Below are 23,048 nucleotides of genomic sequence, written 5' to 3' on the forward strand. Positions count from 1 at the left end.
GTTCTTGCCCAGGAGAGAGTTCCCCATGAGCGACGCCCAGCAACGCATCGACGACCTCGTCAAACACAACGACATCCTGCTGTTCATGAAGGGCAATGCGTCCTTCCCCATGTGCGGCTTCTCCGGCCGCGCCGTGCAGATCCTCAAGGCTTGCGGGGTCGATCCCAAGCAGCTCACCACCGTGAACGTGCTGGAGGACGATGGAATCCGCCAGGGCATCAAGGAATACAGCAACTGGCCGACCATCCCGCAGCTCTACGTGCGCGGTGAATTCGTCGGCGGCTCGGACATCATGATGGAGATGTACCAGAGCGGCGAACTGCAGCAGGTGCTGGGAACGCCCGCCCAGTCCTGATCCACGGCAGCGCCCAGCTGTCGTTCGTGCCCGGACATCCGGGCACGCTGGCACTCCACCCTCACGGCTGCCAATGGCCCATCTTCCGCCCCGGACTGTCGACTTCAACTGACAAGCTCGTGCGAATGGGCAGCCACTTGTTGCCCGCCTTCGATGCCTATGCTGGAATGAAGCACAGTCGTGAAGGAGTGGAAGATGCAATCCCGTAGCCTCGTTCCGCACAGCCCGGGCCTGAAACTGCCCATCGCCAACCTGCGCAACGTATTCCGTCCGCACGATGTCGAGCGCAAGCTCGCCAAGCTGTCGGCCCGGGAACACGAGAATCTCCGTGCAACCTATGAGCGCATGCTCGAGCGCGGCCCTGAACGCTTCCAGGTCAAGCCGAGCGGCGTGCCGGAGATGGCCGGGCTGTACGAGCAACTGCCCAACTTCGCGGATGCGCTGGACGACCTGAAGCGCCACGTCGCGCTGGCGCAAGACTCCGGCGACGGCATCGAGATCACCCCCATGCTGCTGCTCGGGCCACCTGGCATCGGCAAGACGCACTTCGCGCGGCAGCTCGCGGACCTGCTCGGCACCGGCATGAGCCTGGTCCCGATGAGTTCGATGACGGCGGGCTGGCTGCTCTCGGGCGCGTCTTCGCAATGGAAGGGGGCAAAGCCAGGAAAGGTGTTCGAGGCACTCGTCGACGGACAGTACGCCAACCCGGTCATCGTCGTGGACGAGATCGACAAGGCAAGCGCCGACGCCCAGTACGACCCGCTCGGCTCCCTCTACAGCCTGCTGGAGCACGACACGGCCGAGACCTTCATGGACGAATTCGCGGAGGTCGCGATCGACGCGAGCCAGGTGATCTGGATCATGACCGCCAATGACGATCGCTGCATTCCCGAGCCGATCCTCAACCGCATGAACGTGTTCGAGATCGACGCGCCCACGCCCGAACAGGCGCGCGCCATTGCCCGCAACCTGTACCTTTCGATCCGCACCGAACACGGCTGGGGCAGGCGCTTCGACGAAGATCCCGCGGACGACGTGCTGGACTGCCTGGCCGAACTCGCCCCGCGCGAAATGCGCCGGGCTCTGATGACAGGCTTCGGCAATGCACGCCTGGCACACCGGGACAGCCTGCAGGCGGATGACCTGCCCAAGTGCGGCAACGGCCGCGCGAAGATCGGTTTCCTGAACTGACGCGTCAGGACGGACCGCCCGGCACGCGTTCGGGCGGCACACCGGGGATCGGCGACACCGGCGGCGGCGCGCCCTCGTTCCACTGCCAGGTGCGGCTGGCGGCGAATACAGCGTTCGGATACTGCGGCCGGCCACGACTGCCGTTGTAGCGGCCGAGCGCCATGTACAGGTCGCCATTCTCGCGATCGAGGTAGTGACGCAGGATCACGCAGCCGAAGCGCAAGTTGGTCTGCATGTGGAACAGGCTGGAGGGATCGCCATCGCCGATCAGCCGGGTCCAGAACGGCATCACCTGCATGTAGCCCCGCGCGCCGACCGGACTGACCGCGAACTTGCGGAAGCCACTCTCCACCTGGATCAATCCCATCACCAGCGACGGATCGAGACCCGCTCGCTTGCTCTCGTACCAGACGCTCTGCAGGAATTCCTTGCGCTCGACCCATTCCGTCTTGCGCCGTTGCAGGCGCTGGCTCATCGCGCCCAGCCAGCGCAAGTACTTCAGGCGCTGGTCGATGTCGGTGAAGTCGGGAACGGGCGGAGCGCTGTTGGCGATGGCCGAACTGAGGGCCGTGCGCACCGAGTCGGCGAGCGGCTCCTCGATCTGCCCGCCGGCGCGCGCGGGCGAGCCGAAGAGCGCGAGCCCGGCACCGGCCAAGGCCGGGGCAAGACAGCCGCGCCGGGTGATCACGCGGCGAGCCGTCCCTTCAGGAAGGCCGCGATCTCGCCGAGGGGCATCTTGGTCGCCGCCGTGTCGCGGCGGTTCTGGTATTCGACCTGGCCCTCCTTGAGGCCGCGGTCGGACAGCACCACGCGATGGGGCACCCCGATCAATTCCCAGTCGGCGAACATCGCGCCGGGGCGCTCGCCCCGATCGTCCAGCATCACGTCGACGCCTGCGCCGGCGAGCTCGTCGTGCAGCTTCTCAGCGGCTGCCTTCACTTCCGCGCTGCGGTCCATGCCGATGGGACAGACCACCACCGTGAACGGCGCAATCGCATCGGGCCAGATGATGCCGCGGTCGTCGTGGTTCTGCTCGATGGCCGCCGCCGGCAGACGCGTGATGCCAATGCCATAACAGCCCATCTCGAACACCTTGGGCTTGCCGTCCTCGTCGAGGAATGTGGCGTTCATGGCCTTCGAATACTTGGTTCCGAGGTAGAAAATGTGCCCCACTTCGATCCCGCGTTCGATCGCGAGCCGGCCCTTGCCGTCGGGCGAGGGGTCTCCTTCCACGACATTGCGCAGGTCGGCGACTGCGTCGGGCTCGGGCAGGTCGCGGCCCCAGTTCACGCCGGTGAGGTGGTAACCCTCTTCGTTGGCGCCGCAGATCCAGTCGGCCATGCAGGCCACCTCGCGGTCCGCAACGATCTTCGCCGCCTGCTTCATGCCGATCGGGCCGAGGTAACCCGGCTTGGTGCCGAAATGCGCCTCGATCTCCGCCACGGTGGCAAAGCGGAAGCCTGTATCCAGCCCCGGGACCTTGCCCACCTTGATCTCGTTCATGTCGTGGTCGCCGCGCACCAGCAGCAGCCAGACCTGCGTGCCGACGATGCCGCCCTGCGCGTCCATCTTGTCGGTGGCCAGCACCAGCGACTTCACGGTGGTCTCCAGCGGCACCTTCAGGAGCTCGGCGACCTGTTCGCAGGTGCTCTTGCCCGGCGTGGGCACCTTCTGCATGGACTGCGCGGCGGACGGACGCGGACCCATGGGCGCCAGCGCCTCCGCCTTCTCCATGTTGGCCGCGTACTCGCTCTGCGGGCAGTAGACGATGGCATCTTCGCCCGTGGCCGCAATCACCTGGAATTCTTCGGACAAGTCGCCGCCGATGGCGCCGCTGTCCGCTGCCACGGCGCGGTATCGCAGGCCGAAACGATCGAACACGCGCCGATAGGCCTGCGCCATCACCTCGTAGCTTCGTTTGGCACCGGCCTGGTCCCGGTCGAAGCTGTACGCGTCCTTCATGATGAATTCGCGGCCTCGCATCAGGCCGAAGCGGGGCCGGCGCTCGTCGCGGAACTTCGTCTGGATCTGGTACAGATTCTTGGGCAGTTGCTTGTAGCTGCGCAACTCCTGCCGGGCGATGTCGGTGACGACTTCCTCGCTGGTGGGCTGCACGACGAAATCACGATCGTGCCGGTCCTTGATGCGCAGCAGCTCGGGCCCCATCTTCTCGAAGCGCCCCGTCTCCTGCCAAAGCTCGGCGGGCTGCACGACGGGCATGCTGCATTCGACGGCGCCGGCGCGGTTCATCTCTTCGCGCACGATGGCCTCGACCTTGCGGATCACGCGCAGCCCCATGGGCATGTAGGTGTAGATTCCGGCCCCCAGTTTCTTGATCATGCCGGCCCGCATCATCAGCTTGTGGCTGGTCACTTCCGCATCGGCGGGCGCTTCCTTGAGCGTGGAAATCAGGAACTGGGAGGCTCTCATCAAATCGGGCGAGGGAGGTGGGATTGGCTGAGCCCTTCCAGCGCGCAGAGGCGCCGTGCATAATGAACTCAGTTCAAAGATTTGGGGTGTGATTATGCTTGACCGGGACGGCTTCAGGCCTAACGTCGGCATCATCCTGCTCAACCAGAAAAACCAGGTGTTCTGGGGCAAACGCATCCGGACGCACAGCTGGCAATTCCCTCAAGGCGGCATCGACCGCGGCGAAAGTCCCGAACAGGCAATGTTCCGGGAACTGCACGAGGAGGTCGGGTTGAAGCCGGATCATGTGCGCATCGTCGCGCGCACCCGGGACTGGCTGCGCTACGAGGTGCCCGAGCGCTACATCCGCCGCGACGCGCGTGGCCATTACAAGGGCCAGAAGCAGATCTGGTTCCTGCTGCAGTTGATCGGCCAGGACTGGGACCTCAACCTGCGTGCAACCAACCACCCCGAGTTCGACGCCTGGCGCTGGAACGATTACTGGGTGCCGCTGGACGTGGTGGTGGAGTTCAAGCGGGGGGTCTACGAAATGGCCCTGCGCGAGCTGGCGCGCTACCTGCCCCGCACCGATCACCGCAACCGCTACTTGCGCAGCGGCATGCGCTCGCGCGAGGCGGAACACGGCATGCACGACAACGGCGCCGACGCAGTGCCGGGATCGGGTATCGAGCTTCCTCCGGGCGCCACGTTCGAACCGAATCCGCAGGGACGGGACCAACCGTCCGCCAAGGGAAAGCATGCTTCTTAGATTCCTGGCGCTGGCCCTGGCCGGCGCCTCCCTCTACGTCGGCGCACAGCCTGCGCCCGACAGCCCGGATTGGAAGGAAGTCGACGCCCCGCCACCGCCGGCGCTGCGCACACAAGGCCTGATCCCCGTGGAGGTCCCGGGCGGCGCAAGCAGTCTGCACTTTGCCGTCGACCCCGACTCCGTGAGCGTCGGACCGGATTCGGTCGTGCGCTACGTCGTGGTCGCCGCAGGCAGCTCCGGCGTCACCAACGGAATTTACGAAGGCATCCGGTGCAGCACCGGCGAGGTGAAGGTCTATGCGCGGCACAACCCGGACAGCGGCTGGGTGGCGGCGAATGGAAGCGACTGGAAGGACCTGTACAGCGTGCCCAACGCGCGCTACAGCCTGGCCATCGCGCGCAGCGGGGCTTGCCTCGGGCGCGCGCCCAACGGGCCCGCGGTGCAGATCGTGCGCGACCTGCGGGCGCCGGTCGACCGCCGCTTCGAACGGGGCGGCGTGAACCGCTAGCTTCGCCCCCGCCCCTAGTCTAACGCGTGACGACCAAGTTGGTCCGATGGATCATCTCGGGTTCGGCCATGTACCCGAGGAGCTTCTCGATGTCGCTGGAGGGCCTGCGGCACAGCATACGAGCCTCCGCCGCCGCGTAGTTGGCGAGTCCGCGGGCGATTTCCTGCCCCGACGGATCCCGTACCGCGATGACTTCGCCGCGAGAGAAGTCGCCTTCGACCGCCGTCATCCCGATCGGCAGAAGGCTCTTGCCCTCGTCGCGCAGCTTGGAGACGGCCCCGGCGTCGATCGTCACGGCGCCCCGGAGTTGGAGGTGATCCGCCATCCAGCGCTTGCGGGCCTGGCTCTTCTGCGTCGGGGCCACCAGCAGCGTGCCGACGATTTCACCCTGCGCCAGGCGCAGCAGGCAATCGTGTTCCCGGCCGGACGCAATCACGGTCGACGCCCCGGAACCGGCGGAGCGCCTGGCCGCGAGCACCTTGGTGATCATGCCGCCCTTGCCAATGCTCGAACCCGCGCCGCCGGCCATCTGCTCCAGTGCCGGATCGCCCGCGCGACCCTCCTGGATGAAGCGCGCGTTCGGGTCCTTGCGCGGATCGGCGCTGTACAAGCCTCTCTGATCGGTGAGGATCACCAGCAGGTCGGCCTCCACCAGGTTCGCCACCAGCGCCCCCAGCGTGTCGTTGTCGCCGAACTTGATCTCGTCGTTGACGACCGTGTCGTTCTCGTTGATGACGGGTAGCACGCGCAGGGACAGCAAGGTGAGGAGCGTGGAGCGCGCGTTGAGGTAGCGCTCGCGGTCTGCCAGGTCCGCGTGGGTCAGCAGCACCTGCGCGGACGCCAGGCCGTGCTCGCGCAGCTTGGTCTCGTACATCTGCGCCAGGCCCATCTGGCCAACCGCCGCTGCCGCCTGCAGTTCATTGAGTTCGTGCGGGCGCGTCGTCCAGCCGAGTCGCTTCATCCCCTCGGCGATGGCGCCGCTGGAAACCATGATCACTTCACGGCCCTGCGCAGCCAATGCGGCCAGTTGCCGGCACCATTCGCCGATGGCGCCTTCGTCCAGCCCACGGCCTTCGTTGGTGACCAGGCTGGAGCCCACCTTGACGACGATGCGCCGCGCATCACGCAGGGTCGCCGATCCGTTTCTCTCCGACATCAGGAAGCCTCCGTGTTCCAGACTGCAGCGCGCGCCCCTTCGGGGGACCGAACAGGGTTCATGGACCCGGATTGTCGCTGCCGGCAAAGCGTGGGTCGACTTCCACCGGCGGCTGCTCGGCGACCTGCTGCGCGCGAATGTGCTGGTAGATCGCCTGGACCAGGTGTTCACAGCCTTGGCGCGTGAGCGCGGAGATCTCGAAGACGGGCCCCTTGTACTTCAGTCGCTTCACGAAGTCCTTCACTCTCGCGGCGCGCTCGTCGACCGGGACCATGTCCAGTTTGTTCAGCACCAGCCAGCGCGGCTTCTCGAACAGCGCCTGATCGTACTTCTTCAGTTCCGCGGTGATGGCCTTCGCCTGGGCGACCGGATCGACGCCCTCGTCGAACGGGGCGATGTCGATCACGTGCAGCAGCAGGCGGGTCCGCTGCAGGTGGCGCAGGAACTGGTGGCCCAGGCCGGCGCCTTCCGCCGCGCCTTCGATCAGGCCGGGGACGTCGGCGATGACGAAGCTCTGTTCAGGTCCGACGCGTACCACGCCCAGATTGGGGTGCAAGGTCGTGAAGGGATAGTCGGCGATCTTCGGCCGCGCGTTTGACACAGCGGCGATCAACGTGGACTTGCCCGCATTGGGCATGCCCAGCAAGCCCACATCGGCGAGCACCTTCAGTTCCAGCTTCAGGTTCTTCTTCTCGCCCGGCCAGCCAGGCGTCTTCTGCCGAGGCGCCCGGTTGATTGAGCTCTTGAACCGCATATTGCCGAAGCCGCCGTCGCCGCCCTTGGCGATCATGATCTTCTCGCCAGGCTGCATGAGTTCGTACAGCACCTCCCCCGTTTCGGCGTCGCTGAGGATCGTGCCCACCGGCATCTTCAAAGTGATGTCGTTGCCGGCGTGCCCGAACATGTCCGAGCCCATGCCGTGTTCGCCGCGGCCGGCGTCGTGCCGACGCGAGAAACGAAAGTCGACGAGCGTGTTGAGGTTGGGATCCGCCACCGCGTAGACGTGGCCGCCCCGACCGCCGTCGCCGCCGTTCGGGCCGCCGAATTCCTTGTATTTCTCGTGGCGGAACGAGACGCAGCCGTTGCCCCCATCGCCCGCAGCGATGTCGATGTATGCCTCGTCGACGAACTTCATGGTGTGCCCTGAAAAAAACAAAGCCCCGACAAGTCGGGGCTTTGGACTTGCCGCTAAAGATTACCTTAGGCGGCAGGGATCACGTTGACCGTGTGCTTGTTCAGCGAGCCCTTGATCTTGAAGCTCACGTGCCCATCCACCAGGGCGAACAGCGTGTGGTCCTTGCCCACGCCGACGTTCGTGCCGGGATGGAACTTGGTGCCACGCTGGCGCACGATGATGGAGCCGGCGCTGATGAGTTCGCCGCCGAAGGCCTTGACGCCCAGCATTTTCGGCTGGGAATCACGCCCGTTTCGCGTAGAGCCGCCGCCTTTTTTCTGTGCCATTTCCCGTTCTCCTTAACCGGCGATCGCACCGATCTGGAGCTCGGTGTATTGCTGGCGATGGCCTTGGTGCTTCTGGTAGTGCTTGCGGCGACGCATCTTGAAAATGCGCACTTTCTCGTGCTTGCCGTGCGCCACGATCGTGGCTTTTACCGTGGCACCGGACACCAGGGGGACGCCGATCTTCAGGTCGCCGCCGTTGCCGACAGCGAGAACTTGGTCGATCGTGATTTCCTGGCCGATGTCCGCAGCAATCTGTTCTACTTTGATCTTGTCGCCGGAAGCAACGCGATACTGCTTGCCCCCGGTTTTTATGACCGCGTACATGGTTGACCTCACAAATGGGACGGCCCATCGAAGGGCCCTCGTTTTCCCGGACGGATTTCCGGAAAAGCCGGCGATTCTAGCATAGTTTGTAGGCGCTCACAAGGCAGGGCGCCCGTCCGGGGAGAGGGCTGCAGAGCCCTTCCTATAATCCTGCAACTCCGCGGATCCCTGTCTTGACCGATTCCTCTTCCAGCGTCGCCTCCGTGCTAACCCTCATCGCGGACGACATGCGGGAAGTCGATGCCGTCATCGCCCGTCGCCTCGACTCGGGCGTTCCCCTGGTCGGCGAGGTGTCGCGCTACATCATTTCGTCGGGCGGCAAGCGGCTGCGCCCTGCGCTGCTCCTCTTGGTATGCGGCGCGCTCGGATTTCGCGGCGAACAGCGCTTCAACCTGGCGGCGGTGGTGGAGTTCATCCATACCGCCACGCTCCTGCACGACGATGTCGTCGACGAGTCGACGCTGCGGCGAGGCCGTGCCACGGCCAACGAGAGCTTCGGCAATCCGGCCAGCGTACTGGTGGGCGATTTCCTCTATTCCCGCGCCTTCCAGATGATGCTGGATGCCCACGACATGCGCGTCATGGAGATCCTGGCCGAGGCCACCAACGTGATCGCCGAAGGGGAGGTCATGCAATTGATGAACATGCACGACCCCGAGCTCGACGAGGCTGCCTACCTGCAAGTGATCCGCTCCAAGACGGCGAAGCTCTTCGAGGCGAGCGCACGCCTGGCCGCCGTGCTGGCCAAGGCCACGCCGAGCGTCGAGGAGGCGTGCGCCGTCTACGGCCAGGCCTTGGGAACGGCATTCCAGGTGATCGACGACGTGCTGGACTACGCCGGCGATGCGGGAGAAATGGGGAAGAACCTTGGCGACGACCTGCGCGAAGGAAAAGTGACCTTGCCCTTGATCGCTGCCATGCGGCGTGCAGGCGACACCGAACGCGGGCTCCTGCGACACGCCATCGAGCACGGGGCGACGGGGGAACTCGACGAAGTCATCCGCATCGTGCAGGAAACGGGCGCCCTGGAGGTCGCGCGCGACGCGGCATCGGCCGAAGCAAAGCGCGCGATGTCAGCCGCCGCACAGCTCCCAACGAATGAGCATGCTCAGGCTTTGGTACAATTGGCGGCTTCACTGCTGCAGCGTCGCAACTGAGGATCCCTCAGCACGCGGCGTGTCGCGGAAATCGGGGTGTAGCTTAGCCTGGTAGAGCGCTACGTTCGGGACGTAGAGGCCGGAGGTTCGAATCCTCTCACCCCGACCAGTTTGCAACTGGTCTTCTTCCATCCGTCAGTAACAAGTCATTGCGCGGACGACACTCGACGCGTCGCGCCGTGACTTCATTCCAACGCTGACGCCCGGCGCAGGCCGTTCAGATTTACACCAACTCGGCTTTTCGGGATGATGAGGCGGTAACTTTTGCCTGGGTCGGACCCATCCGTCCCCTGAATCCCAAGTCCATGGCCGCTGTCGATCCGATCACCGAAGCCTCCATCGCCCTCCCGGGCCTCGGCCGCGCGCTCGTTTCCGCGGGCAAGCTCGGGCAGAAAGCGGCCGAAGAGACGTACCGGAAGGCACAGGCGAACCGGACCAGCTTCATTGCGGAACTCACGGGATCGGGCGCCGTGTCCGCCGCCGACCTGGCCCACACCATGTCCACGGCGTTCGGAGCACCGGTGCTCGACCTGGACGCGATCGACCTCCAACGCCTGCCCAAAGGCCTCCTGGACGCCAAGATCTGCCAGGCCTACCGGGTCGTGGTCCTGTCGAAGCGGAACAACCGGCTGATCGTCGCCACCGCGGACCCGTCCGACCAGCAAGCGGCCGACAAGATCAAGTTCGCCACGCAGATGGGCGTGGACTGGGTGATCGCCGAGTACGACAAGCTGACCAAGATGGTGGAGGGCCTCGCCACCACGGCCACCGAGGCCATGGACAGCATCATCGGCGACGATTTCGAGTTCGATGAATCGAACATCGACACTTCCACCGGGGACGAGGACGATAAGGGTGCGACCTCCGACGTCGACGACGCCCCGGTCGTCAAGTTCCTGCACAAGATGCTGCTGGACGCGATCGGTGCGCGCGCCTCGGACCTGCATTTCGAACCTTACGAGCACCAATACCGCGTCCGCTTCCGGGTCGACGGCGAACTGCGCGAGATCGCTTCCCCGCCGGTCGCCATCAAGGAAAAGCTCGCTTCCCGCATCAAGGTGATCTCCCGCATGGACATCTCCGAGAAGCGGGTTCCGCAGGACGGCCGGATGAAGCTGAAGGTGGGCCCCGATCGGGTGATCGACTTCCGCGTTTCGACGCTGCCCACGCTGTTCGGCGAGAAGATCGTGATCCGTATCCTGGATCCCAGCAGCGCCAGGCTGGGCATCGATGCGCTGGGCTACGAACCGGAGGAAAAAGAGCGGCTGATGGAAGCCATCGGCCGCCCCTACGGGATGATCCTGGTCACCGGGCCAACCGGCTCCGGCAAGACGGTGTCCCTGTACACCTGCCTGAATCTCTTGAACAAGCCGGGCGTGAACATCTCCACCGCGGAGGATCCGGCGGAAATCAACCTGCCCGGCGTCAACCAGGTGAACGTGAACGACAAGGCGGGATTGACGTTCGCCGCAGCGCTGAAATCGTTCCTCCGGCAGGACCCGGACATCATCATGGTCGGCGAAATCCGGGACCTCGAGACCGCGGACATCGCCATCAAGGCGGCCCAGACCGGCCACCTCGTGATGTCCACGCTCCACACCAACGACGCACCCACGACGCTCACGCGGATGCGCAACATGGGCATCGCGCCCTTCAACATTGCATCGTCGGTGATCCTGATCACCGCCCAGCGCCTGGCGCGCCGCCTCTGCGCGCAGTGCAAGAAGCCGATGGATATACCCTATGAGACCCTGATCGATGCGGGTTTCAAGGAAGAGGAAGTCGACGGATCCTGGACGCCCTACCACCCGGTGGGCTGCTCGGCGTGCAACAACGGCTACAAGGGCCGCGTCGGCATCTACCAGGTGATGCCCATCGGCGAGGACATGCAACGGATCATCCTGGCCGACGGCAGTGCGCTCGAGATCGCCGAACAGGCGCGCAAGGAGGGCGTGAGGAGCCTGCGCGAGTCCGGCCTGAACAAGGTCAAGCTCGGTCTGACTTCCCTCGAGGAAGTGCTGGCTGTCACGAACGAATAAAAGCGCAAGACGCAAAGAGGAGCCCTGATGGCCACCGCTACCGCAACCAAGGAATTCGTCTTCGAGTGGGAGGGCCGGGACCGCAACGGCAAGCAGGTGCGCGGGGAAACCCGTGCCGCCGGCGAGAACCAGGTCATGGCGTCGCTGCGCCGGCAGGGCGTTTCGCCCACGAAAATCAAGAAGCGCAAGATGCGTTCGGGCCAGAAGATCAGGCCCAAGGACATCGCGATCTTCACGCGCCAGCTCGCGACGATGATGAAGGCAGGCGTGCCGCTGCTGCAGTCCTTCGACATCGTGGGACGCGGCAACGCCAATGCCAGCGTGACCAAGCTGCTGAACGACATCCGTCTCGACGTGGAAACCGGCACTTCGCTTTCCGCCGCCTTCCGCAAGTACCCCCTCTACTTCGACAGCCTGTACTGCAACCTGGTGGAAGCGGGCGAGGCGGCGGGTATTCTCGAGAGCCTGCTCGATCGGCTCGCGACCTACATGGAAAAGACGGAGGCGATCAAGTCCAAGATCAAGTCCGCCCTGATGTACCCGATCGCCGTGGTGGTCGTGGCTTTCGTGGTGGTCTCGGTGATCATGATCTTCGTGATCCCTGCGTTCAAGGAAGTGTTCACCTCCTTTGGGGCGGATTTGCCTGCTCCCACGCTGTTCGTGATCGGGCTGAGCGAGATCTTCGTGAAGTGGTGGTGGCTGATCTTTGGCAGCATTGGCGGCGGCCTTTATTTCTTCATGCAGGCCTGGAAGCGCAACGTGAAGGTCCAGCAATTCATGGACCGGCTCATGCTGAAACTGCCGGTGTTCGGGGACCTTGTCTTCAAGTCCGTGATCGCGCGCTGGACGCGCACCTTGTCGACCATGTTCGCGGCGGGGGTGCCGCTGGTGGAAGCCCTGGACTCCGTCGGCGGAGCCTCCGGCAACTCGGTGTACGAGATGGCGACCCAGCGCATCCAGCAGGAGGTGTCGACCGGCACCAGCCTGACCGCGGCGATGACCAACGCCAACGTGTTCCCGTCCATGGTGCTGCAGATGTGCGCGATCGGCGAAGAGTCGGGCTCCATCGACCACATGCTGGGCAAGGCCGCGGACTTCTACGAAGCCGAGGTCGATGACATGGTGGCCGGCCTTTCCAGCCTGATGGAGCCGGTGATCATCGTGTTCCTGGGCGGCATCATCGGCGGCATCGTGGTCTCCATGTACCTGCCCATCTTCAAGCTGGGCTCGGTCGTCTGATGGCGTTCGGTGCAGGATGGGACGCGGCGGTGATCGCCGGCGTCCTCGGCCTCCTGGTCGGCAGTTTCCTCAATGTCGTCATCCATCGGTTGCCGAAGATGCTCGAACGCCAATGGGCCGGGGAGTGCGCAGAGTACACGGGCCAGGCGCTGGAGCCACAGGAACCTTTCAACCTGGTGGTCCCGCGCTCACGCTGCCCGCGCTGCGGACACGTGATCCGCTGGTACGAGAACATCCCCGTGGTCAGCTGGCTGGTGCTGCGAGGACGGTGCTCCGAATGCAAGTCGCCCATCAGCTTGCGTTACCCTCTGGTCGAACTGATCACCGCCGGCTTCTTTGCGTTGTGCGGATGGCGCTGGGGACTGACCCTCCAGGCAGCTGCATGGGCCGCGTTTGCCGCCCTCCTGATCTGCCTGTTCCTCATCGACATGGACACGCAGATCCTCCCGGATGACCTGAACTACACGCTGCTGTGGCTGGGTCTTCTCGCCTCGGCCCTCGGGTGGACCGTCCCTCTCGCCTCTTCGGTGTGGGGCGCCGCGCTGGGCTATGGCGTCTTCTGGATGATCTTCCAGGCCTACAAGCTCGCCACCGGCAAGGAAGGCATGGGTTACGGTGACTTCAAGTTGCTGGCCGCCCTCGGAGCATGGTTGGGCGCGCCGTTCCTGCTCGCCATCATCCTGATGTCGTCCATGGTGGGCGCCGTGATCGGCGTGCTGCTGATCGTCGTCGGCAAGCTGGCCAACAAGGACATTCCCATGCCCTTCGGGCCTTACCTAGCCGGCGCCGGGCTGCTGGCCCTGGCGCTGAGTCCTGCGGCGCTGCCCGCCCTCTTGCCCTTCGCCTTCCCCTTCGGCGCCTAGGACAGCCATGGCCGTGCGCATCGGGCTCACGGGCGGAATCGGCAGCGGCAAGAGCACCGTGCTGGCGATGCTCCAGGAGCTGGGCGCCGCCGCCGTCGATGCCGACGCCATCTCACGCGCCACCACGGCGGCGGGTGGCGTTGCCATCCCCCGGATTGCGCAGGTGTTCGGCCCGGAGTTCATCACCCCCGAAGGCGCGCTGGACCGCATGAAGATGCGCGAGCGCGCTTATGCCCATCCCGACGCGCGCCGCGAACTCGAACAGATCATCCATCCACTCGTGGCCGAAGAGATCGCACGGCAGGTCGATGCGGCCCTCGCCGCCGGCGCGCGCTGCATCGTGTTCGACATCCCGCTGCTGGTGGAGTCCGGCCGCTGGCGCCGGGAGGTGGACCGCGTCCTGGTCGTGGACTGCGAACCGGAGACCCAGGTTGCCCGCGTCATCGCCCGCAGTGGCTTGTCCGCCGGGGAGGTGCGCGCCATCATCGCCGCGCAGGCCCCGCGCGCGCTGCGGCTCGCGGCCGCCGACCTCGTGATCTGCAACGAAGGGCTGAACCTGCAAGCCCTGCGCAACGAAGTGGAACAGGCCGCCCGGACCTTCGGGCTATGATGGCGCCCTGCTTCCTGCCTGTCCGCCCAACGCCCGCGCGTGATCCTCTACGAATATCCCTTCAACGAACGCATCCGGACCTACCTGCGGCTGGAACACCTGTTCCGCCGCCTGGGCGAGCTGATCCCGCGCAGCCATCCCCTTGACCACCACTATGCGCTCGCCACCATCTTCGAAGTGATGGACGTGGCAGCGCGGGCGGACCTCAAGTCGGACGTGCTGAAGGACCTGGAACGCCAGAAACAGGTCATGAACGGATACCGCGGCAATCCCGCCATTTCCGAGAAGGCCCTGGACGGCGTGATCGCGCAGATCGAGTCCTGCTTCAGCGTCGTCAACGGTACGCCGGGCAAGGCCGGGCAGCCGCTCACCGAGAACGAGTGGCTGATGAGCATCCGCAGCCGCGCTGGCATCCCCGGCGGCACCTGCGAGTTCGACCTGCCCGGTTACTACGCCTGGCAGCATCTGCCGCCGGAGCAGCGTCGGGCCGACCTGGAGCGCTGGGCGACCACGCTGGCGCCGCTCGCCGAGTCGATCCACCTGCTGCTGCGCCTGCTGCGCGATTCGGGCGCGCCTCAGAAGGTGATCGCCACCGGCGGACAGTTGCAGCAGACGTTGCCGCAGGGTCGCACCTTCCAGCTGCTGCGACTGCGCATCGATCCAGCCCTCGGCGTGGTGCCCGAAATCAGCGGCAATCGGCTGATCGTCTCCGTTCGCATGATGCGGCAGGAGAGCGACCGCATGCAGGCCAGCAGCGACAACACCCCTTTCGAACTGACCCTCTGCGCGTGAGGTCGAGATGGCGACGCGTGCCGACAAGCCCCGCATCGTGCGCTGCCCCGCCTGCGGCGGCGACAGCGTGTTCGCGCCCAGCAATGCCTTTCGGCCGTTCTGCAGCGAACGGTGCAAGAACCTGGATTTCGGCGCCTGGGCCAGCGAGAGTTTCCGGGTGCCGGACGAGTCCCCTGCGGACGACCTGCCGTTCGGCGACCCCAAGGAACAGTGAAGCTTCAGTGCGTCGCGCCGGGGTAGGCGCGCTCTTCGGCAAACCAGCGCAGCACGGGCACGGTCCCCGGGAGCACCGGCCCGACCGTGACGGGCAACTGCTGCCAGGCGAACTGCTGGCCTTCGTGCATGTGCAGGTCGCCCGTCCAATCGTAGACCTTGCAGAAGTTCAGCCGGACCAGCGCGTGCGGGTAGTCGACGCGTTCCACCCGCCAGGGATGGACCGCGCCGATCGTGACGCCGATCTCCTCCTGCAATTCCCGGCGCAGCGCCTCTTCGACGCTCTCCCCGGACTCCACCTTGCCGCCGGGAAATTCCCAGTAGCCCTCGTACACCTTGCCAGGGGGCCGTGAGGTCAGCAGGAAGGCGCCGTCGTCGCGCAGCAGCACCCCCACGGCAACTTCCACTTCCTTGCGATCCGGCCCGCCTTCGCGCGGGCGATCCCCATCGGCAACGAGCACCCCGTTCACGCGTGGTGCCGTCCCGCGTAGTCCCGGGCGAACTGGTACGCGACCCGGCCACTGCGGGAGCCGCGCTCCAGGGCCCACACCAGGGCCTGCGGACGCGCGGCCTCGATCTCGGCCTTCGGCACGCCGAAGTGCTCCAGCCAGGTCGCGGTGATGTGCAGGTATTCGTCCTGGCTGAAGGGATAGAAGCTCACCCACAGGCCGAAGCGTTCGGACAGGGAAATCTTTTCCTCCACCACCTCGCCCGGATGGACCTCTCCGTCGGCGGTGTGCGTGTAGGTGAGGTTTTCCTTCATGTACTCGGGCAGCAGGTGGCGCCGGTTGCTCGTGGCATAGATCAGCACGTTCGGCGTGGAGGCGGCCACCGAGCCGTCCAGGATGGACTTGAGCGCCTTGTACCCTGGCTCGCCTTCCTCGAAGCTCAGGTCGTCGCAGAACACCACGAACTTCTCCGGCCGGCCCGACACCACGTCGACGATGTCCGGCAGGTCGGTCAGGTCGGCCTTGTCCACCTCGATCAGCCGCAGGCCCCGGCCGGCATAGGCGTTCAGGCAGGCCTTGATCAGCGAAGATTTCCCGGTGCCGCGCGCCCCGGTCAGCAGCACGTTGTTGGCGGGATGCCCCTGCACGAACTGCAGCGTGTTGCGCTCGATCTTCTCCTTCTGCGCATCGATTTCCTTCAGGTCTTCGAGGCCGATGGCGGCCACGTGCCTGACGGGCTCCATGACGCCATGCCCGCTGGAGCGCTTGCGGTAGCGCCAGGCGATGGCGGCGTTCCAGTCGGGGGACGTGAGGGGCTGCGGCAGGATCGCCTCGATGCGGTCCAGGAGCTGCGTGGCACGCGCGATGAGCGTATCGAACTTGTCGGTCATGAGCGGTAGTCGGCGTTGATCGTCACGTAGTCGTGGCTGAAGTCGCAGGTCCACACCTGGTCGGCCGCGCTGCCGCGGCCCAGGCCCACGCGAACAGTGATCTCCGCCTTCTTCATCACGCGCTGGCCATCTTCTTCGCGGTACGACGGGTTGCGCCCGCCCTGGGTCGCCACGTGCACATCGTCCAGGTGCAGCTCGATCTTCGTCTGGTCCAGGTCGTCGATGCCCGCGTAGCCCACGGCCGCCAGGATGCGGCCCAGGTTGGGATCGCTCGCGAAGAAGGCGGTCTTGACCAGCGGCGAGTGGGCGATGGCGTAGGCCACCTGCCGGCACTCCGCGGCGTTCTTGCCACCTTCCACGCGCACCGTGATGAACTTGGTGGCGCCCTCGCCGTCGCGCACGATCGCCTGCGCGAGCAGGCGCGCCACGTCCAGCATCGCCGCCTTCAGGGCTTGCCCGGCAGGCGAGTCGAAGGAGGTGATGGCCGCATGCTGTGCCTTGTTGGTGGCGACCACTACGAACGAATCGTTGGTGGAAGTGTCGCCGTCCACCGTCACGCGGTTGAACGAGCCCTCGGCCAAGTCGAACGCCAGGCCCGGCAGCAGCTTCGCGTCGACCTTCGCGTCGGTGGCGAGGAAGCCGAGCATGGTGGCCATGTTGGGCCGGATCATCCCGGCCCCCTTGCTGATGCCGGTGACCGTGACGGTGGCACCGTCGATGCGCAACTGGCGGCTGAAGGCCTTGGGCAGCGTGTCGGTGGTCATGATGCCTTCGGCGGCCCGCAGCCAGTGCGACGCCTGCGCATCCGCCAGGGCGGCCGGCAGCCCCGCCTGGATGCGGTCGACCGGCAGCGGCTCCATGATCACGCCGGTGGAAAACGGCAGCACTTGTTCCGGTGCGATGTCGAGCAGGCGCGCGGCGGCAACGCAGGTCGTGCGTGCGCGCACCAGGCCGTCCTCGCCCGTGCCGGCGTTGGCGTTGCCGGTGTTGATCACCATCGCGCGGATGTCGCCGCGGGCCAGGTGGTCACGGCACACCTGCACCGGTGCGGCGCAGAAACGGTTCTGGGTGAACACGCCCGCCACCGCCGATCCCTCGTCGAGCAGGAAGACCGTGAGGTCCTTGCGGTTCGCCTTGCGGATGCCGGCCTCGGCCACGCCGATGCGCACCCCCGCGACGGGGTGCAGCGATTCCGCGCCCGGGGCGCTCAGGTTGACTGCCATGGATGGACCTTTGTCGAAAGAAAAGAAACGGGCGCCTCAGTTCTGGCGCCAGGGCAGGCCGAGCAGGCGCCAGCCGCCCTTGCGGCCGCGGTGCCCCTGCTCGTCGGCATCGCCCTCGAAGCCTTCCAGGATGTTGTACGCCTCCAGGCCGAGTTCGGTGGCGCGGCGGGCAGCGGCAATCGAGCGGATGCCGCTGCGGCAGAGCAGGACGGCCTTCTTGCCGGGCGGCACGGCGGCGCGGAGGGCCTCGTCGAAGCCGGGATTGATCTGCATCCCCGGCCATTGCTTCCATGACAGCCCCACGGCACCCGGCACGAAGCCGACCCATTCGCGCTCGGCATCGGTGCGCACGTCGATGAGCACTGCATCGCCCGCCTGCCACCAGCGGCAGGCCAGCTCGGGCGTGACGTCCCCGGCATAGCCTTGCGCGGGGCGCGGCACATCCCGGTTGACGGTGGGGGAAGGAGATGCGGCGGCGTTCATGCCGGCGATTTTGCCAGCGCGACGCCGCCGGGGTCTTCAGACGACGCGGACGCTGAGGTTGGGGAGCTTGTCGATGTGGATTTCCATCACGTCGCCGCGCACCACCGGACCCACGTTCTCGGGGGTTCCCGAGTAGATGATGTCGCCGGGGAACAGCTCGTTGGCTTCCGACAGCTTGGCGATCTGCTCGGCCACCGACCAGATCATCTGGTTCAGGTTGGCGTTCTGCTTGGTCTGGCCGTTCACCTTCAGCCAGATGGCACCCTGTTGGAAGTGGCCGATCTGCGCGACCGGAAACAGCGGGCCGATGGGGGCGGAGTGGTCGAAGCTCTTCCCGATCTCCCAGGGTTTCTTCTCGTCGCCCATCGCGCGCTGGAGATCCCGCCGGGTCATGTCCAGCCCCAGCGTGTAGCCCCACACATGGTCGAGCGCGCTTGCCACGGGGATGTTGCGCCCTCCCCGGCCGATCGCCGCCACCAGCTCCACCTCGTAGTGGTAGTTCTTGGTGAGCGAAGGGTAGGGGTGGTCGGCGACCGCGCCCGGCGCCACGTTCTGGATCGCGTCGGTGGGCTTCTGGAAGAAGAACGGCGGCTCGCGGTCCGGGTTGGATCCCATCTCGATGGAGTGCGCGCGGTAGTTGCGGCCTATGCAGTAGATGCGCCGCACGGGGAACACCATGTCGGACCCTGCCACCGGGATGGTCGCGCCGGCCACCGGGAAAGGCGTTCGGCCCGTGCCGGCGCCCATGCCCGTGGTCGCGCAGCCGGCGAGCCCTGCAGCGGCGGCCGCGGCGGTGCCATGGAAGAAATGACGTCTGTCCATCGTTGATGTCTCCTAGGTCTCTCGATTCTTGAATGCAGGGCGACAGGGTCTTGTCAGCTATCCCTTGTCGCTTTGTGTGATCGCTCCGTACAAACCCTATTACTGGCTTGCAGGAGCGGAAACAAAGATAGCTTGCTAACGATACCAACGCAAGGAGACAAGGCATGACCACCCCCCAGACCCCTCGTCGTCGCAGCCTGTTGAAGGGCGCCGCCGTTGCCGCCGGCGCCATGTCGGCGCCGATGGTGGCCGTCGCGCAGACCACGGCGTTCCGCTTCCAGAGCACCTGGCCGGCCAAGGACATCTTCCATGAGTTCGCACAGGACTTCGCGAAGAAGGTGAACGACATGGCGGGCAACCGCCTGAAGATCGAGGTGCTGCCCTCCGGCGCGGTCGTGCCGGCTTTCCAGCTGCTGGAAGCGGTGAACAAGGGCACGCTGGACGGCGGCCACGGGGTGGTCGCGTACCACTACGGCAAGAACTCGGCCCTGGCGCTGTGGGGATCGGGCCCGGCCTTCGGCATGAATCCGAACATGGTGCTGTCCTGGCACTACTACGGCGGCGGCAAGGCGCTGCTGGAGGAAATCTACAAGTCCATCAACATGGACGTGGTGTCGTACCTCTACGGGCCGATGCAGACGCAGCCGCTCGGCTGGTTCAAGAAACCCATTTCCAACGTCTCCCAGATGAAGGGCCTCAAGTACCGCACGGTGGGCCTGGCGGTGGACCTCTTCACCGACCTGGGCGCCGCGGTCAACCCGCTGCCCGGCGGCGAGATCGTGCCGGCGCTGGACCGCGGCCTGATCGAGGCCGCCGAGTTCAACAACGCATCGTCCGACCGCGCGCTCGGCTTTCCCGACGTGGCGAAGAACTGCATGCTGCAAAGCTTCCACCAGTCGGGCGAGCAGTTCGAGGTGCTGTTCAACAAGGGCAAGTACAACGCCCTCGCGCCGGAGCTCAAGTCCATCATCGACTACGCCGTACAGGCCGCCTCGGCCGACTTCTCCTGGAAGGCGATCCACCGCAATTCGCAGGACTACATCGACCTGAAGACCAAGGACAAGGTCGCCTTCTACAAGACGCCCGACGCCATCCTGAAGGCCCAGCTGGATGCGTGGGACCGGGTCGTGGCGAAGAAATCGACCGACAACCCGTTCTTCAAGCGCGTGCTGGATTCGCAGCGCGCCTTCGCCCAGCGCGCGGGCCAGTGGCAGTTCGACTACGAGGTCGATTTCAAGATGGCCTGGAACCGTTACTTCGGCACGAAGAAGACCTGACGCGAGCCCCGCCCCGCGGCGGCCAGCATCGGGGCAGTCCCGGCGCTGGCCGTTTTTTTGCGCGAGGAAGTCGAAACACCACTACAACTTATGACGATCGACAAACTGCTGCATGGCGTGGAATCCTTCAATACCCTGGTCGGCAAGGCGTTCGCCTGGCTGATCGTGGCCCTGATGCTCCTGGTCTGCGTCGAGGTGTTCAAGCGCTACATCCTCAACATGCCGACCGCTTGGGTGTTCGACGTGAGCAACATGATGTACGGCACCCTGTTCATGATGTCGGGCGCCTATGCGCTCGCGCACGACGGGCACGTGCGGGGCGACTTTCTTTACGGCAGCATGCCGCCGCGCCGCCAGGCCGCGCTCGACCTCGTGCTCTACGTCGCGTTCTTCCTGCCCGGCATCCTGGCGCTGACGTATGCCGGCTGGGTGTACGCCGGCGACGCGCTGAAGATCCGCGAAACGACGTTCAACGCGACGCCGCTGCCCATCTATCCCTTCAAGTTCATCATTCCCATCGCCGGCGCCACCGTGCTGCTGCAAGGCATTTCGGAGATGGTTCGCTGCGTCGTGTGCCTGCGCCGTGGCGAGTGGACGCCGCGCCTGGACGACGCCGAAGAGATCGACGTGGTGGAGCAGCAGCTCGCCGGGAGCACCTACGTGGACGAAGACGCGCGCCGTGACGCGATCGCCCGTGCCAAATCCATCGACGACGCCGCGCGCCAGCGGATGCAGCAGGAGTGATGATGAGCGACGCAGCACTGGGCATGACGATGCTCGCCCTCATCGTGGTGGTGATCATGATGGGGTTTCCGACCGCCTTCACCCTCATGGGCCTCGGCATCATGTTCGGGTGGGTGGCCTTCTACGATCCGGGCGTCCACTTCTGGAACAACAAGATCTTCGACCTGATGGTGCAGCGCGCCTTCGGGGCGATGAACAACGACACCCTGCTGTCCATCCCGCTGTTCGTTCTCATGGGATACGTGATGGAACGCGGGGCGCTGGTGGACAAGATGTTCCACAGCGTGCAGCTCGCATTCCGGCGCGTCCCGGGATCGCTGGCCGTCACCACGCTGATCATCTGCACGTTCTGGGGCATCGCGTCGGGGCTGGTCGGCGCGGTGGTCGTCCTGATGGGCGTGATCGCGATGCGCCCGATGCTCAACGCCGGCTACGACGTCCGGCTCGCCTCGGGGGTGATCACGGCCGGGGGCACGCTGGGCATCCTGATCCCGCCTTCGGTGATGATCATCGTGTACGCGGCGGTTGCAGGGCAGTCCGTGGTCAAGCTCTATGCAGCCGCCATGTTCCCGGGATTCTTCCTGGCGCTGCTGTACCTCATCTACGTGATCGGCTGGGTGCTCATCAACCCGAAGATCGCGCCCAAGCTGCCGCCGGAAAAGATGAAGGTTCCGATCCCCGAGTGGCTCACGCACCTGTCGGCGACTTATTCGCCGCGGATGGTGCCGGCCCTCTTCGCCGCCGCGCTGTCGCCGCGCAAGGCGCTGGCCGTTCCCGCACAGGGCGGCGCCGTCAGCCTGGCGTCGCCACTCGGCGCCGGGCGCATCCTGCGCGCGCTGGGCATTTCCTTCGTGCCGCTGCTGCTGGCGGTGGTCACGATGGGCGTCACCTGGTGGTACGTGGTGATCTACTCGCAGAAGGACGACCGCCCGGCCATCACCGCCACGCAACCCGCCGAAAAGCAGGTGGCGAGCGTGGGCAAGTCGCAGGACGTGCCGGGACCCGTGCCGGCGGGCGGCGGCCTGCAGGAGCCGCCGGCTGCCGGCGGTACGGGCGCATCCTCCACGGCGCTCACGGAACCGCCTGCCGCCAGTTCCGGCCTAAGCGAGCCCCCCGGGTCGGAGGCCGCCCCGGCCGCTGCCGGCGCCCTGCAGGAGCCGCCAGGCTCCGACAGCACCAATGCGGCGGCGTCCTCGGGCGACACGCTCAAGCGCCTGGACGAACCGCAGGCGGAAACGGAGCACGTGGCCGTACCGCCGGCGTTCTACACGGGGTTCTGGATCGTGTCGGCGCTGATTGCGCTGGCGCTGGCCTGGTACTACTGGACGTTCGACGCCGAACAGTTCGAGATCCTGCGCATGCTCACGTCCTCGGTGATGCCGCTGGCGATCCTGACCTTCGTGGTGCTGGCAGTGATCCTGTTCGGCATCACCACGGCGACGGAGTCGGCGGGCGTCGGCGCAGCAGGCGCGTTCCTGATGGCGTGGCAGGCAGGCACGCTGAACTTCCAGAAGATCAAGGAGGCGGTGTTCCTCACGGCCAAGACGACCGCCATGGTGTGCTGGCTGTTCATCGGCTCGGCGATCTTCTCCGCGGTCTTCGCCATCCTGGGCGGCCAGAGCCTGGTGGAGCACTGGGTGTTGAGCCTGAACTTGTCGCCGATCCAGTTCCTGCTGCTGTCGCAGGCGATCATCTTCGTGCTGGGCTGGCCGCTGGAATGGACCGAGATCATCGTGATCTTCGTGCCCATCTTCCTGCCCCTGCTGCAGCATTTCCAGATCGACCCCATGCTGTGGGGCGTGCTGGTGTTCGTCAACCTGCAGGCGGCCTTCCTGTCGCCGCCGGTGGCCATGTCGGCCTTCTACCTGAAGGGCGTGTCGCCGTCCCACGTGACGATCAACCAGATCTTCGCGGGCATGATGCCGTACATGCTCATCGTGATCCTCTGCATGGTGTTCATGTACGTCTGGCCCGGCCTCACCCTCTGGCTGCCGAATTACCTGTACGGCAACGGCTGACCAGGGCTTACGGAAGGGCGCCGCGAGGCGCCCTTTTTTCCGCCTTTTGATTGACG

General features: G+C 65.7%; 25 protein-coding genes and 1 tRNA gene. 15 read left to right on the forward strand and 11 right to left on the reverse strand.

Annotated features, from left to right (window positions below):
* Window positions 1-25 precede the first annotated feature (25 nt).
* Together grxD and AC1DSA_RS16905 are read left to right on the forward strand one after the other, a co-directional pair.
* Window positions 26-355, forward strand: a complete 330-nt coding sequence (gene grxD, locus AC1DSA_RS16900) for a Grx4 family monothiol glutaredoxin (protein WP_477891233.1) — start codon at window positions 26-28, stop codon at window positions 353-355.
* A gap of 195 nt (window positions 356-550) precedes the next feature.
* Window positions 551-1,546: an AAA family ATPase gene (locus AC1DSA_RS16905; protein ID WP_477891236.1), complete on the forward strand. Its 996-nt coding sequence runs from the start codon at window positions 551-553 to the stop codon at window positions 1,544-1,546.
* A gap of 4 nt (window positions 1,547-1,550) precedes the next feature.
* On the opposite strand, the gene AC1DSA_RS16910 is transcribed toward AC1DSA_RS16905, so the two are convergent.
* Window positions 1,551-2,234 (reverse strand): lytic transglycosylase domain-containing protein, encoded by a 684-nt coding sequence (locus tag AC1DSA_RS16910; protein WP_477891238.1) that lies wholly within the window; start codon window positions 2,232-2,234, stop codon window positions 1,551-1,553.
* Window positions 2,231-3,976 (reverse strand): proline--tRNA ligase, encoded by a 1,746-nt coding sequence (locus AC1DSA_RS16915; RefSeq protein WP_477891240.1) that lies wholly within the window; start codon window positions 3,974-3,976, stop codon window positions 2,231-2,233. The genes AC1DSA_RS16910 and AC1DSA_RS16915 overlap by 4 nt, the downstream gene beginning before the upstream one ends.
* A 94-nt stretch (window positions 3,977-4,070) precedes the next feature.
* On the opposite strand from AC1DSA_RS16915, the gene AC1DSA_RS16920 reads away from it, so the two are divergent.
* Window positions 4,071-4,724 carry an RNA pyrophosphohydrolase gene (locus AC1DSA_RS16920; RefSeq protein ID WP_477891242.1) on the forward strand — a complete coding sequence of 218 codons (654 nt, stop codon included), beginning with the start codon at window positions 4,071-4,073 and terminating at the stop codon, window positions 4,722-4,724.
* Window positions 4,714-5,232 carry a CNP1-like family protein gene (locus AC1DSA_RS16925; RefSeq protein ID WP_477891243.1) on the forward strand — a complete coding sequence of 173 codons (519 nt, stop codon included), beginning with the start codon at window positions 4,714-4,716 and terminating at the stop codon, window positions 5,230-5,232. Before AC1DSA_RS16920 ends, AC1DSA_RS16925 begins: the two co-directional genes overlap by 11 nt.
* 19 nt (window positions 5,233-5,251) lie before the next feature.
* On the opposite strand, the gene proB is transcribed toward AC1DSA_RS16925, so the two are convergent.
* The 4 genes from proB to rplU form a co-directional block, all read right to left on the reverse strand.
* Window positions 5,252-6,388: a glutamate 5-kinase gene (gene proB / locus AC1DSA_RS16930; protein WP_477891245.1), complete on the reverse strand. Its 1,137-nt coding sequence runs from the start codon at window positions 6,386-6,388 to the stop codon at window positions 5,252-5,254.
* A gap of 58 nt (window positions 6,389-6,446) precedes the next feature.
* The gene (cgtA, locus tag AC1DSA_RS16935) at window positions 6,447-7,523 is read right to left on the reverse strand and encodes an Obg family GTPase CgtA (RefSeq protein WP_477891247.1); all 1,077 of its coding nucleotides are present in this window, start codon (window positions 7,521-7,523) and stop codon (window positions 6,447-6,449) included.
* 65 nt (window positions 7,524-7,588) lie between these two features.
* On the reverse strand, window positions 7,589-7,849 hold the full coding sequence (gene rpmA, locus AC1DSA_RS16940) for a 50S ribosomal protein L27 (RefSeq protein WP_477891249.1): 261 nt from the start codon (window positions 7,847-7,849) through the stop codon (window positions 7,589-7,591).
* Window positions 7,850-7,861: 12 nt separating this feature from the next.
* Window positions 7,862-8,173 carry a 50S ribosomal protein L21 gene (rplU, locus tag AC1DSA_RS16945; protein WP_477891251.1) on the reverse strand — a complete coding sequence of 104 codons (312 nt, stop codon included), beginning with the start codon at window positions 8,171-8,173 and terminating at the stop codon, window positions 7,862-7,864.
* Window positions 8,174-8,400: 227 nt separating this feature from the next.
* Between rplU and AC1DSA_RS16950 the strand changes: the two genes are divergently transcribed.
* The 8 genes from AC1DSA_RS16950 (at window position 8,401) to AC1DSA_RS16985 (ending at window position 15,087) form a co-directional block, all read left to right on the forward strand.
* On the forward strand, window positions 8,401-9,330 hold the full coding sequence (locus tag AC1DSA_RS16950; RefSeq protein ID WP_477891407.1) for a polyprenyl synthetase family protein: 930 nt from the start codon (window positions 8,401-8,403) through the stop codon (window positions 9,328-9,330).
* A gap of 32 nt (window positions 9,331-9,362) precedes the next feature.
* Window positions 9,363-9,439 (forward strand) — tRNA-Pro (locus AC1DSA_RS16955).
* 196 nt (window positions 9,440-9,635) lie between these two features.
* Entirely contained in the window at window positions 9,636-11,369 is a 1,734-nt protein-coding gene (gene pilB, locus AC1DSA_RS16960; protein WP_477891253.1) for a type IV-A pilus assembly ATPase PilB, read from the forward strand.
* 27 nt (window positions 11,370-11,396) lie between these two features.
* Window positions 11,397-12,608: a type II secretion system F family protein gene (locus AC1DSA_RS16965; RefSeq protein WP_477891255.1), complete on the forward strand. Its 1,212-nt coding sequence runs from the start codon at window positions 11,397-11,399 to the stop codon at window positions 12,606-12,608.
* Window positions 12,608-13,471, forward strand: coding sequence for a prepilin peptidase (locus AC1DSA_RS16970; RefSeq protein ID WP_477891257.1), 864 nt, complete (start codon window positions 12,608-12,610; stop codon window positions 13,469-13,471). Before AC1DSA_RS16965 ends, AC1DSA_RS16970 begins: the two co-directional genes overlap by 1 nt.
* Before the next feature lie 7 nt (window positions 13,472-13,478).
* On the forward strand, window positions 13,479-14,081 hold the full coding sequence (gene coaE / locus AC1DSA_RS16975; RefSeq protein ID WP_477891258.1) for a dephospho-CoA kinase: 603 nt from the start codon (window positions 13,479-13,481) through the stop codon (window positions 14,079-14,081).
* 39 nt (window positions 14,082-14,120) lie between these two features.
* A complete protein-coding gene (zapD, locus tag AC1DSA_RS16980) occupies window positions 14,121-14,873 on the forward strand; it encodes a cell division protein ZapD (RefSeq protein ID WP_477891260.1) in 753 nt (250 codons plus the stop codon).
* Window positions 14,874-14,880: 7 nt separating this feature from the next.
* Complete coding sequence (locus AC1DSA_RS16985; protein WP_477891262.1) at window positions 14,881-15,087, forward strand: DNA gyrase inhibitor YacG; 207 nt, start codon at window positions 14,881-14,883, stop codon at window positions 15,085-15,087.
* Window positions 15,088-15,091: 4 nt separating this feature from the next.
* Here AC1DSA_RS16985 and AC1DSA_RS16990 read toward each other — a convergent pair whose 3' ends face one another.
* The 5 genes from AC1DSA_RS16990 to AC1DSA_RS17010 are packed head-to-tail and all read right to left on the reverse strand — an operon-like array spanning window position 15,092 to window position 18,953.
* Window positions 15,092-15,547, reverse strand: a complete 456-nt coding sequence (locus tag AC1DSA_RS16990; RefSeq protein ID WP_477891409.1) for an NUDIX domain-containing protein — start codon at window positions 15,545-15,547, stop codon at window positions 15,092-15,094.
* A 5-nt stretch (window positions 15,548-15,552) separates the two neighbouring features.
* Window positions 15,553-16,425 carry an ATP-binding protein gene (locus tag AC1DSA_RS16995; protein WP_477891264.1) on the reverse strand — a complete coding sequence of 291 codons (873 nt, stop codon included), beginning with the start codon at window positions 16,423-16,425 and terminating at the stop codon, window positions 15,553-15,555.
* Window positions 16,422-17,648 carry a bifunctional glutamate N-acetyltransferase/amino-acid acetyltransferase ArgJ gene (gene argJ / locus AC1DSA_RS17000; RefSeq protein WP_477891266.1) on the reverse strand — a complete coding sequence of 409 codons (1,227 nt, stop codon included), beginning with the start codon at window positions 17,646-17,648 and terminating at the stop codon, window positions 16,422-16,424. Before argJ ends, AC1DSA_RS16995 begins: the two co-directional genes overlap by 4 nt.
* 36 nt (window positions 17,649-17,684) lie before the next feature.
* Window positions 17,685-18,131 (reverse strand): rhodanese-like domain-containing protein, encoded by a 447-nt coding sequence (locus AC1DSA_RS17005; protein WP_477891268.1) that lies wholly within the window; start codon window positions 18,129-18,131, stop codon window positions 17,685-17,687.
* Window positions 18,132-18,167: 36 nt separating this feature from the next.
* Window positions 18,168-18,953: a fumarylacetoacetate hydrolase family protein gene (locus AC1DSA_RS17010; RefSeq protein WP_477891269.1), complete on the reverse strand. Its 786-nt coding sequence runs from the start codon at window positions 18,951-18,953 to the stop codon at window positions 18,168-18,170.
* Between the two features lie 164 nt (window positions 18,954-19,117).
* Here AC1DSA_RS17010 and AC1DSA_RS17015 point away from each other — a divergent pair, with 164 nt between their 5' ends.
* From AC1DSA_RS17015 to AC1DSA_RS17025, 3 genes are all read left to right on the forward strand, one after another.
* Window positions 19,118-20,230 carry a TRAP transporter substrate-binding protein gene (locus AC1DSA_RS17015; RefSeq protein ID WP_477891271.1) on the forward strand — a complete coding sequence of 371 codons (1,113 nt, stop codon included), beginning with the start codon at window positions 19,118-19,120 and terminating at the stop codon, window positions 20,228-20,230.
* A 90-nt stretch (window positions 20,231-20,320) separates the two neighbouring features.
* A complete protein-coding gene (locus AC1DSA_RS17020) occupies window positions 20,321-20,974 on the forward strand; it encodes a TRAP transporter small permease subunit (protein ID WP_477891273.1) in 654 nt (217 codons plus the stop codon).
* Window positions 20,975-20,976: 2 nt separating this feature from the next.
* Window positions 20,977-22,992, forward strand: coding sequence for a TRAP transporter large permease (locus AC1DSA_RS17025; protein ID WP_477891275.1), 2,016 nt, complete (start codon window positions 20,977-20,979; stop codon window positions 22,990-22,992).
* The last annotated feature ends 56 nt before the right edge of the window (window positions 22,993-23,048 follow it).

The sequence above is a fragment of the Ramlibacter sp. P4_H7 genome, assembly GCF_056400765.1.

Excerpts from the sequence above, each read along its gene's own strand:
- grxD (WP_477891233.1), top strand. The coding sequence starts at position 26 with ATGAGCGACGCCCAGCAACGCATCGACGACCTCGTCAAACACAACGAC.
- AC1DSA_RS16905 (WP_477891236.1), top strand. The coding sequence starts at position 551 with ATGCAATCCCGTAGCCTCGTTCCGCACAGCCCGGGCCTGAAACTGCCC.
- AC1DSA_RS16915 (WP_477891240.1), bottom strand. The coding sequence starts at position 3,976 with ATGAGAGCCTCCCAGTTCCTGATTTCCACGCTCAAGGAAGCGCCCGCC.
- AC1DSA_RS16920 (WP_477891242.1), top strand. The coding sequence starts at position 4,071 with ATGCTTGACCGGGACGGCTTCAGGCCTAACGTCGGCATCATCCTGCTC.
- AC1DSA_RS16925 (WP_477891243.1), top strand. The coding sequence starts at position 4,714 with ATGCTTCTTAGATTCCTGGCGCTGGCCCTGGCCGGCGCCTCCCTCTAC.
- proB (WP_477891245.1), bottom strand. The coding sequence starts at position 6,388 with ATGTCGGAGAGAAACGGATCGGCGACCCTGCGTGATGCGCGGCGCATC.
- cgtA (WP_477891247.1), bottom strand. The coding sequence starts at position 7,523 with ATGAAGTTCGTCGACGAGGCATACATCGACATCGCTGCGGGCGATGGG.
- rpmA (WP_477891249.1), bottom strand. The coding sequence starts at position 7,849 with ATGGCACAGAAAAAAGGCGGCGGCTCTACGCGAAACGGGCGTGATTCC.
- rplU (WP_477891251.1), bottom strand. The coding sequence starts at position 8,173 with ATGTACGCGGTCATAAAAACCGGGGGCAAGCAGTATCGCGTTGCTTCC.
- AC1DSA_RS16950 (WP_477891407.1), top strand. The coding sequence starts at position 8,401 with ATGCGGGAAGTCGATGCCGTCATCGCCCGTCGCCTCGACTCGGGCGTT.
- pilB (WP_477891253.1), top strand. The coding sequence starts at position 9,636 with ATGGCCGCTGTCGATCCGATCACCGAAGCCTCCATCGCCCTCCCGGGC.
- AC1DSA_RS16965 (WP_477891255.1), top strand. The coding sequence starts at position 11,397 with ATGGCCACCGCTACCGCAACCAAGGAATTCGTCTTCGAGTGGGAGGGC.
- AC1DSA_RS16970 (WP_477891257.1), top strand. The coding sequence starts at position 12,608 with ATGGCGTTCGGTGCAGGATGGGACGCGGCGGTGATCGCCGGCGTCCTC.
- coaE (WP_477891258.1), top strand. The coding sequence starts at position 13,479 with ATGGCCGTGCGCATCGGGCTCACGGGCGGAATCGGCAGCGGCAAGAGC.
- AC1DSA_RS16985 (WP_477891262.1), top strand. The coding sequence starts at position 14,881 with ATGGCGACGCGTGCCGACAAGCCCCGCATCGTGCGCTGCCCCGCCTGC.
- AC1DSA_RS16995 (WP_477891264.1), bottom strand. The coding sequence starts at position 16,425 with ATGACCGACAAGTTCGATACGCTCATCGCGCGTGCCACGCAGCTCCTG.
- argJ (WP_477891266.1), bottom strand. The coding sequence starts at position 17,648 with ATGGCAGTCAACCTGAGCGCCCCGGGCGCGGAATCGCTGCACCCCGTC.
- AC1DSA_RS17005 (WP_477891268.1), bottom strand. The coding sequence starts at position 18,131 with ATGAACGCCGCCGCATCTCCTTCCCCCACCGTCAACCGGGATGTGCCG.
- AC1DSA_RS17010 (WP_477891269.1), bottom strand. The coding sequence starts at position 18,953 with ATGGACAGACGTCATTTCTTCCATGGCACCGCCGCGGCCGCCGCTGCA.
- AC1DSA_RS17015 (WP_477891271.1), top strand. The coding sequence starts at position 19,118 with ATGACCACCCCCCAGACCCCTCGTCGTCGCAGCCTGTTGAAGGGCGCC.
- AC1DSA_RS17020 (WP_477891273.1), top strand. The coding sequence starts at position 20,321 with ATGACGATCGACAAACTGCTGCATGGCGTGGAATCCTTCAATACCCTG.
- AC1DSA_RS17025 (WP_477891275.1), top strand. The coding sequence starts at position 20,977 with ATGAGCGACGCAGCACTGGGCATGACGATGCTCGCCCTCATCGTGGTG.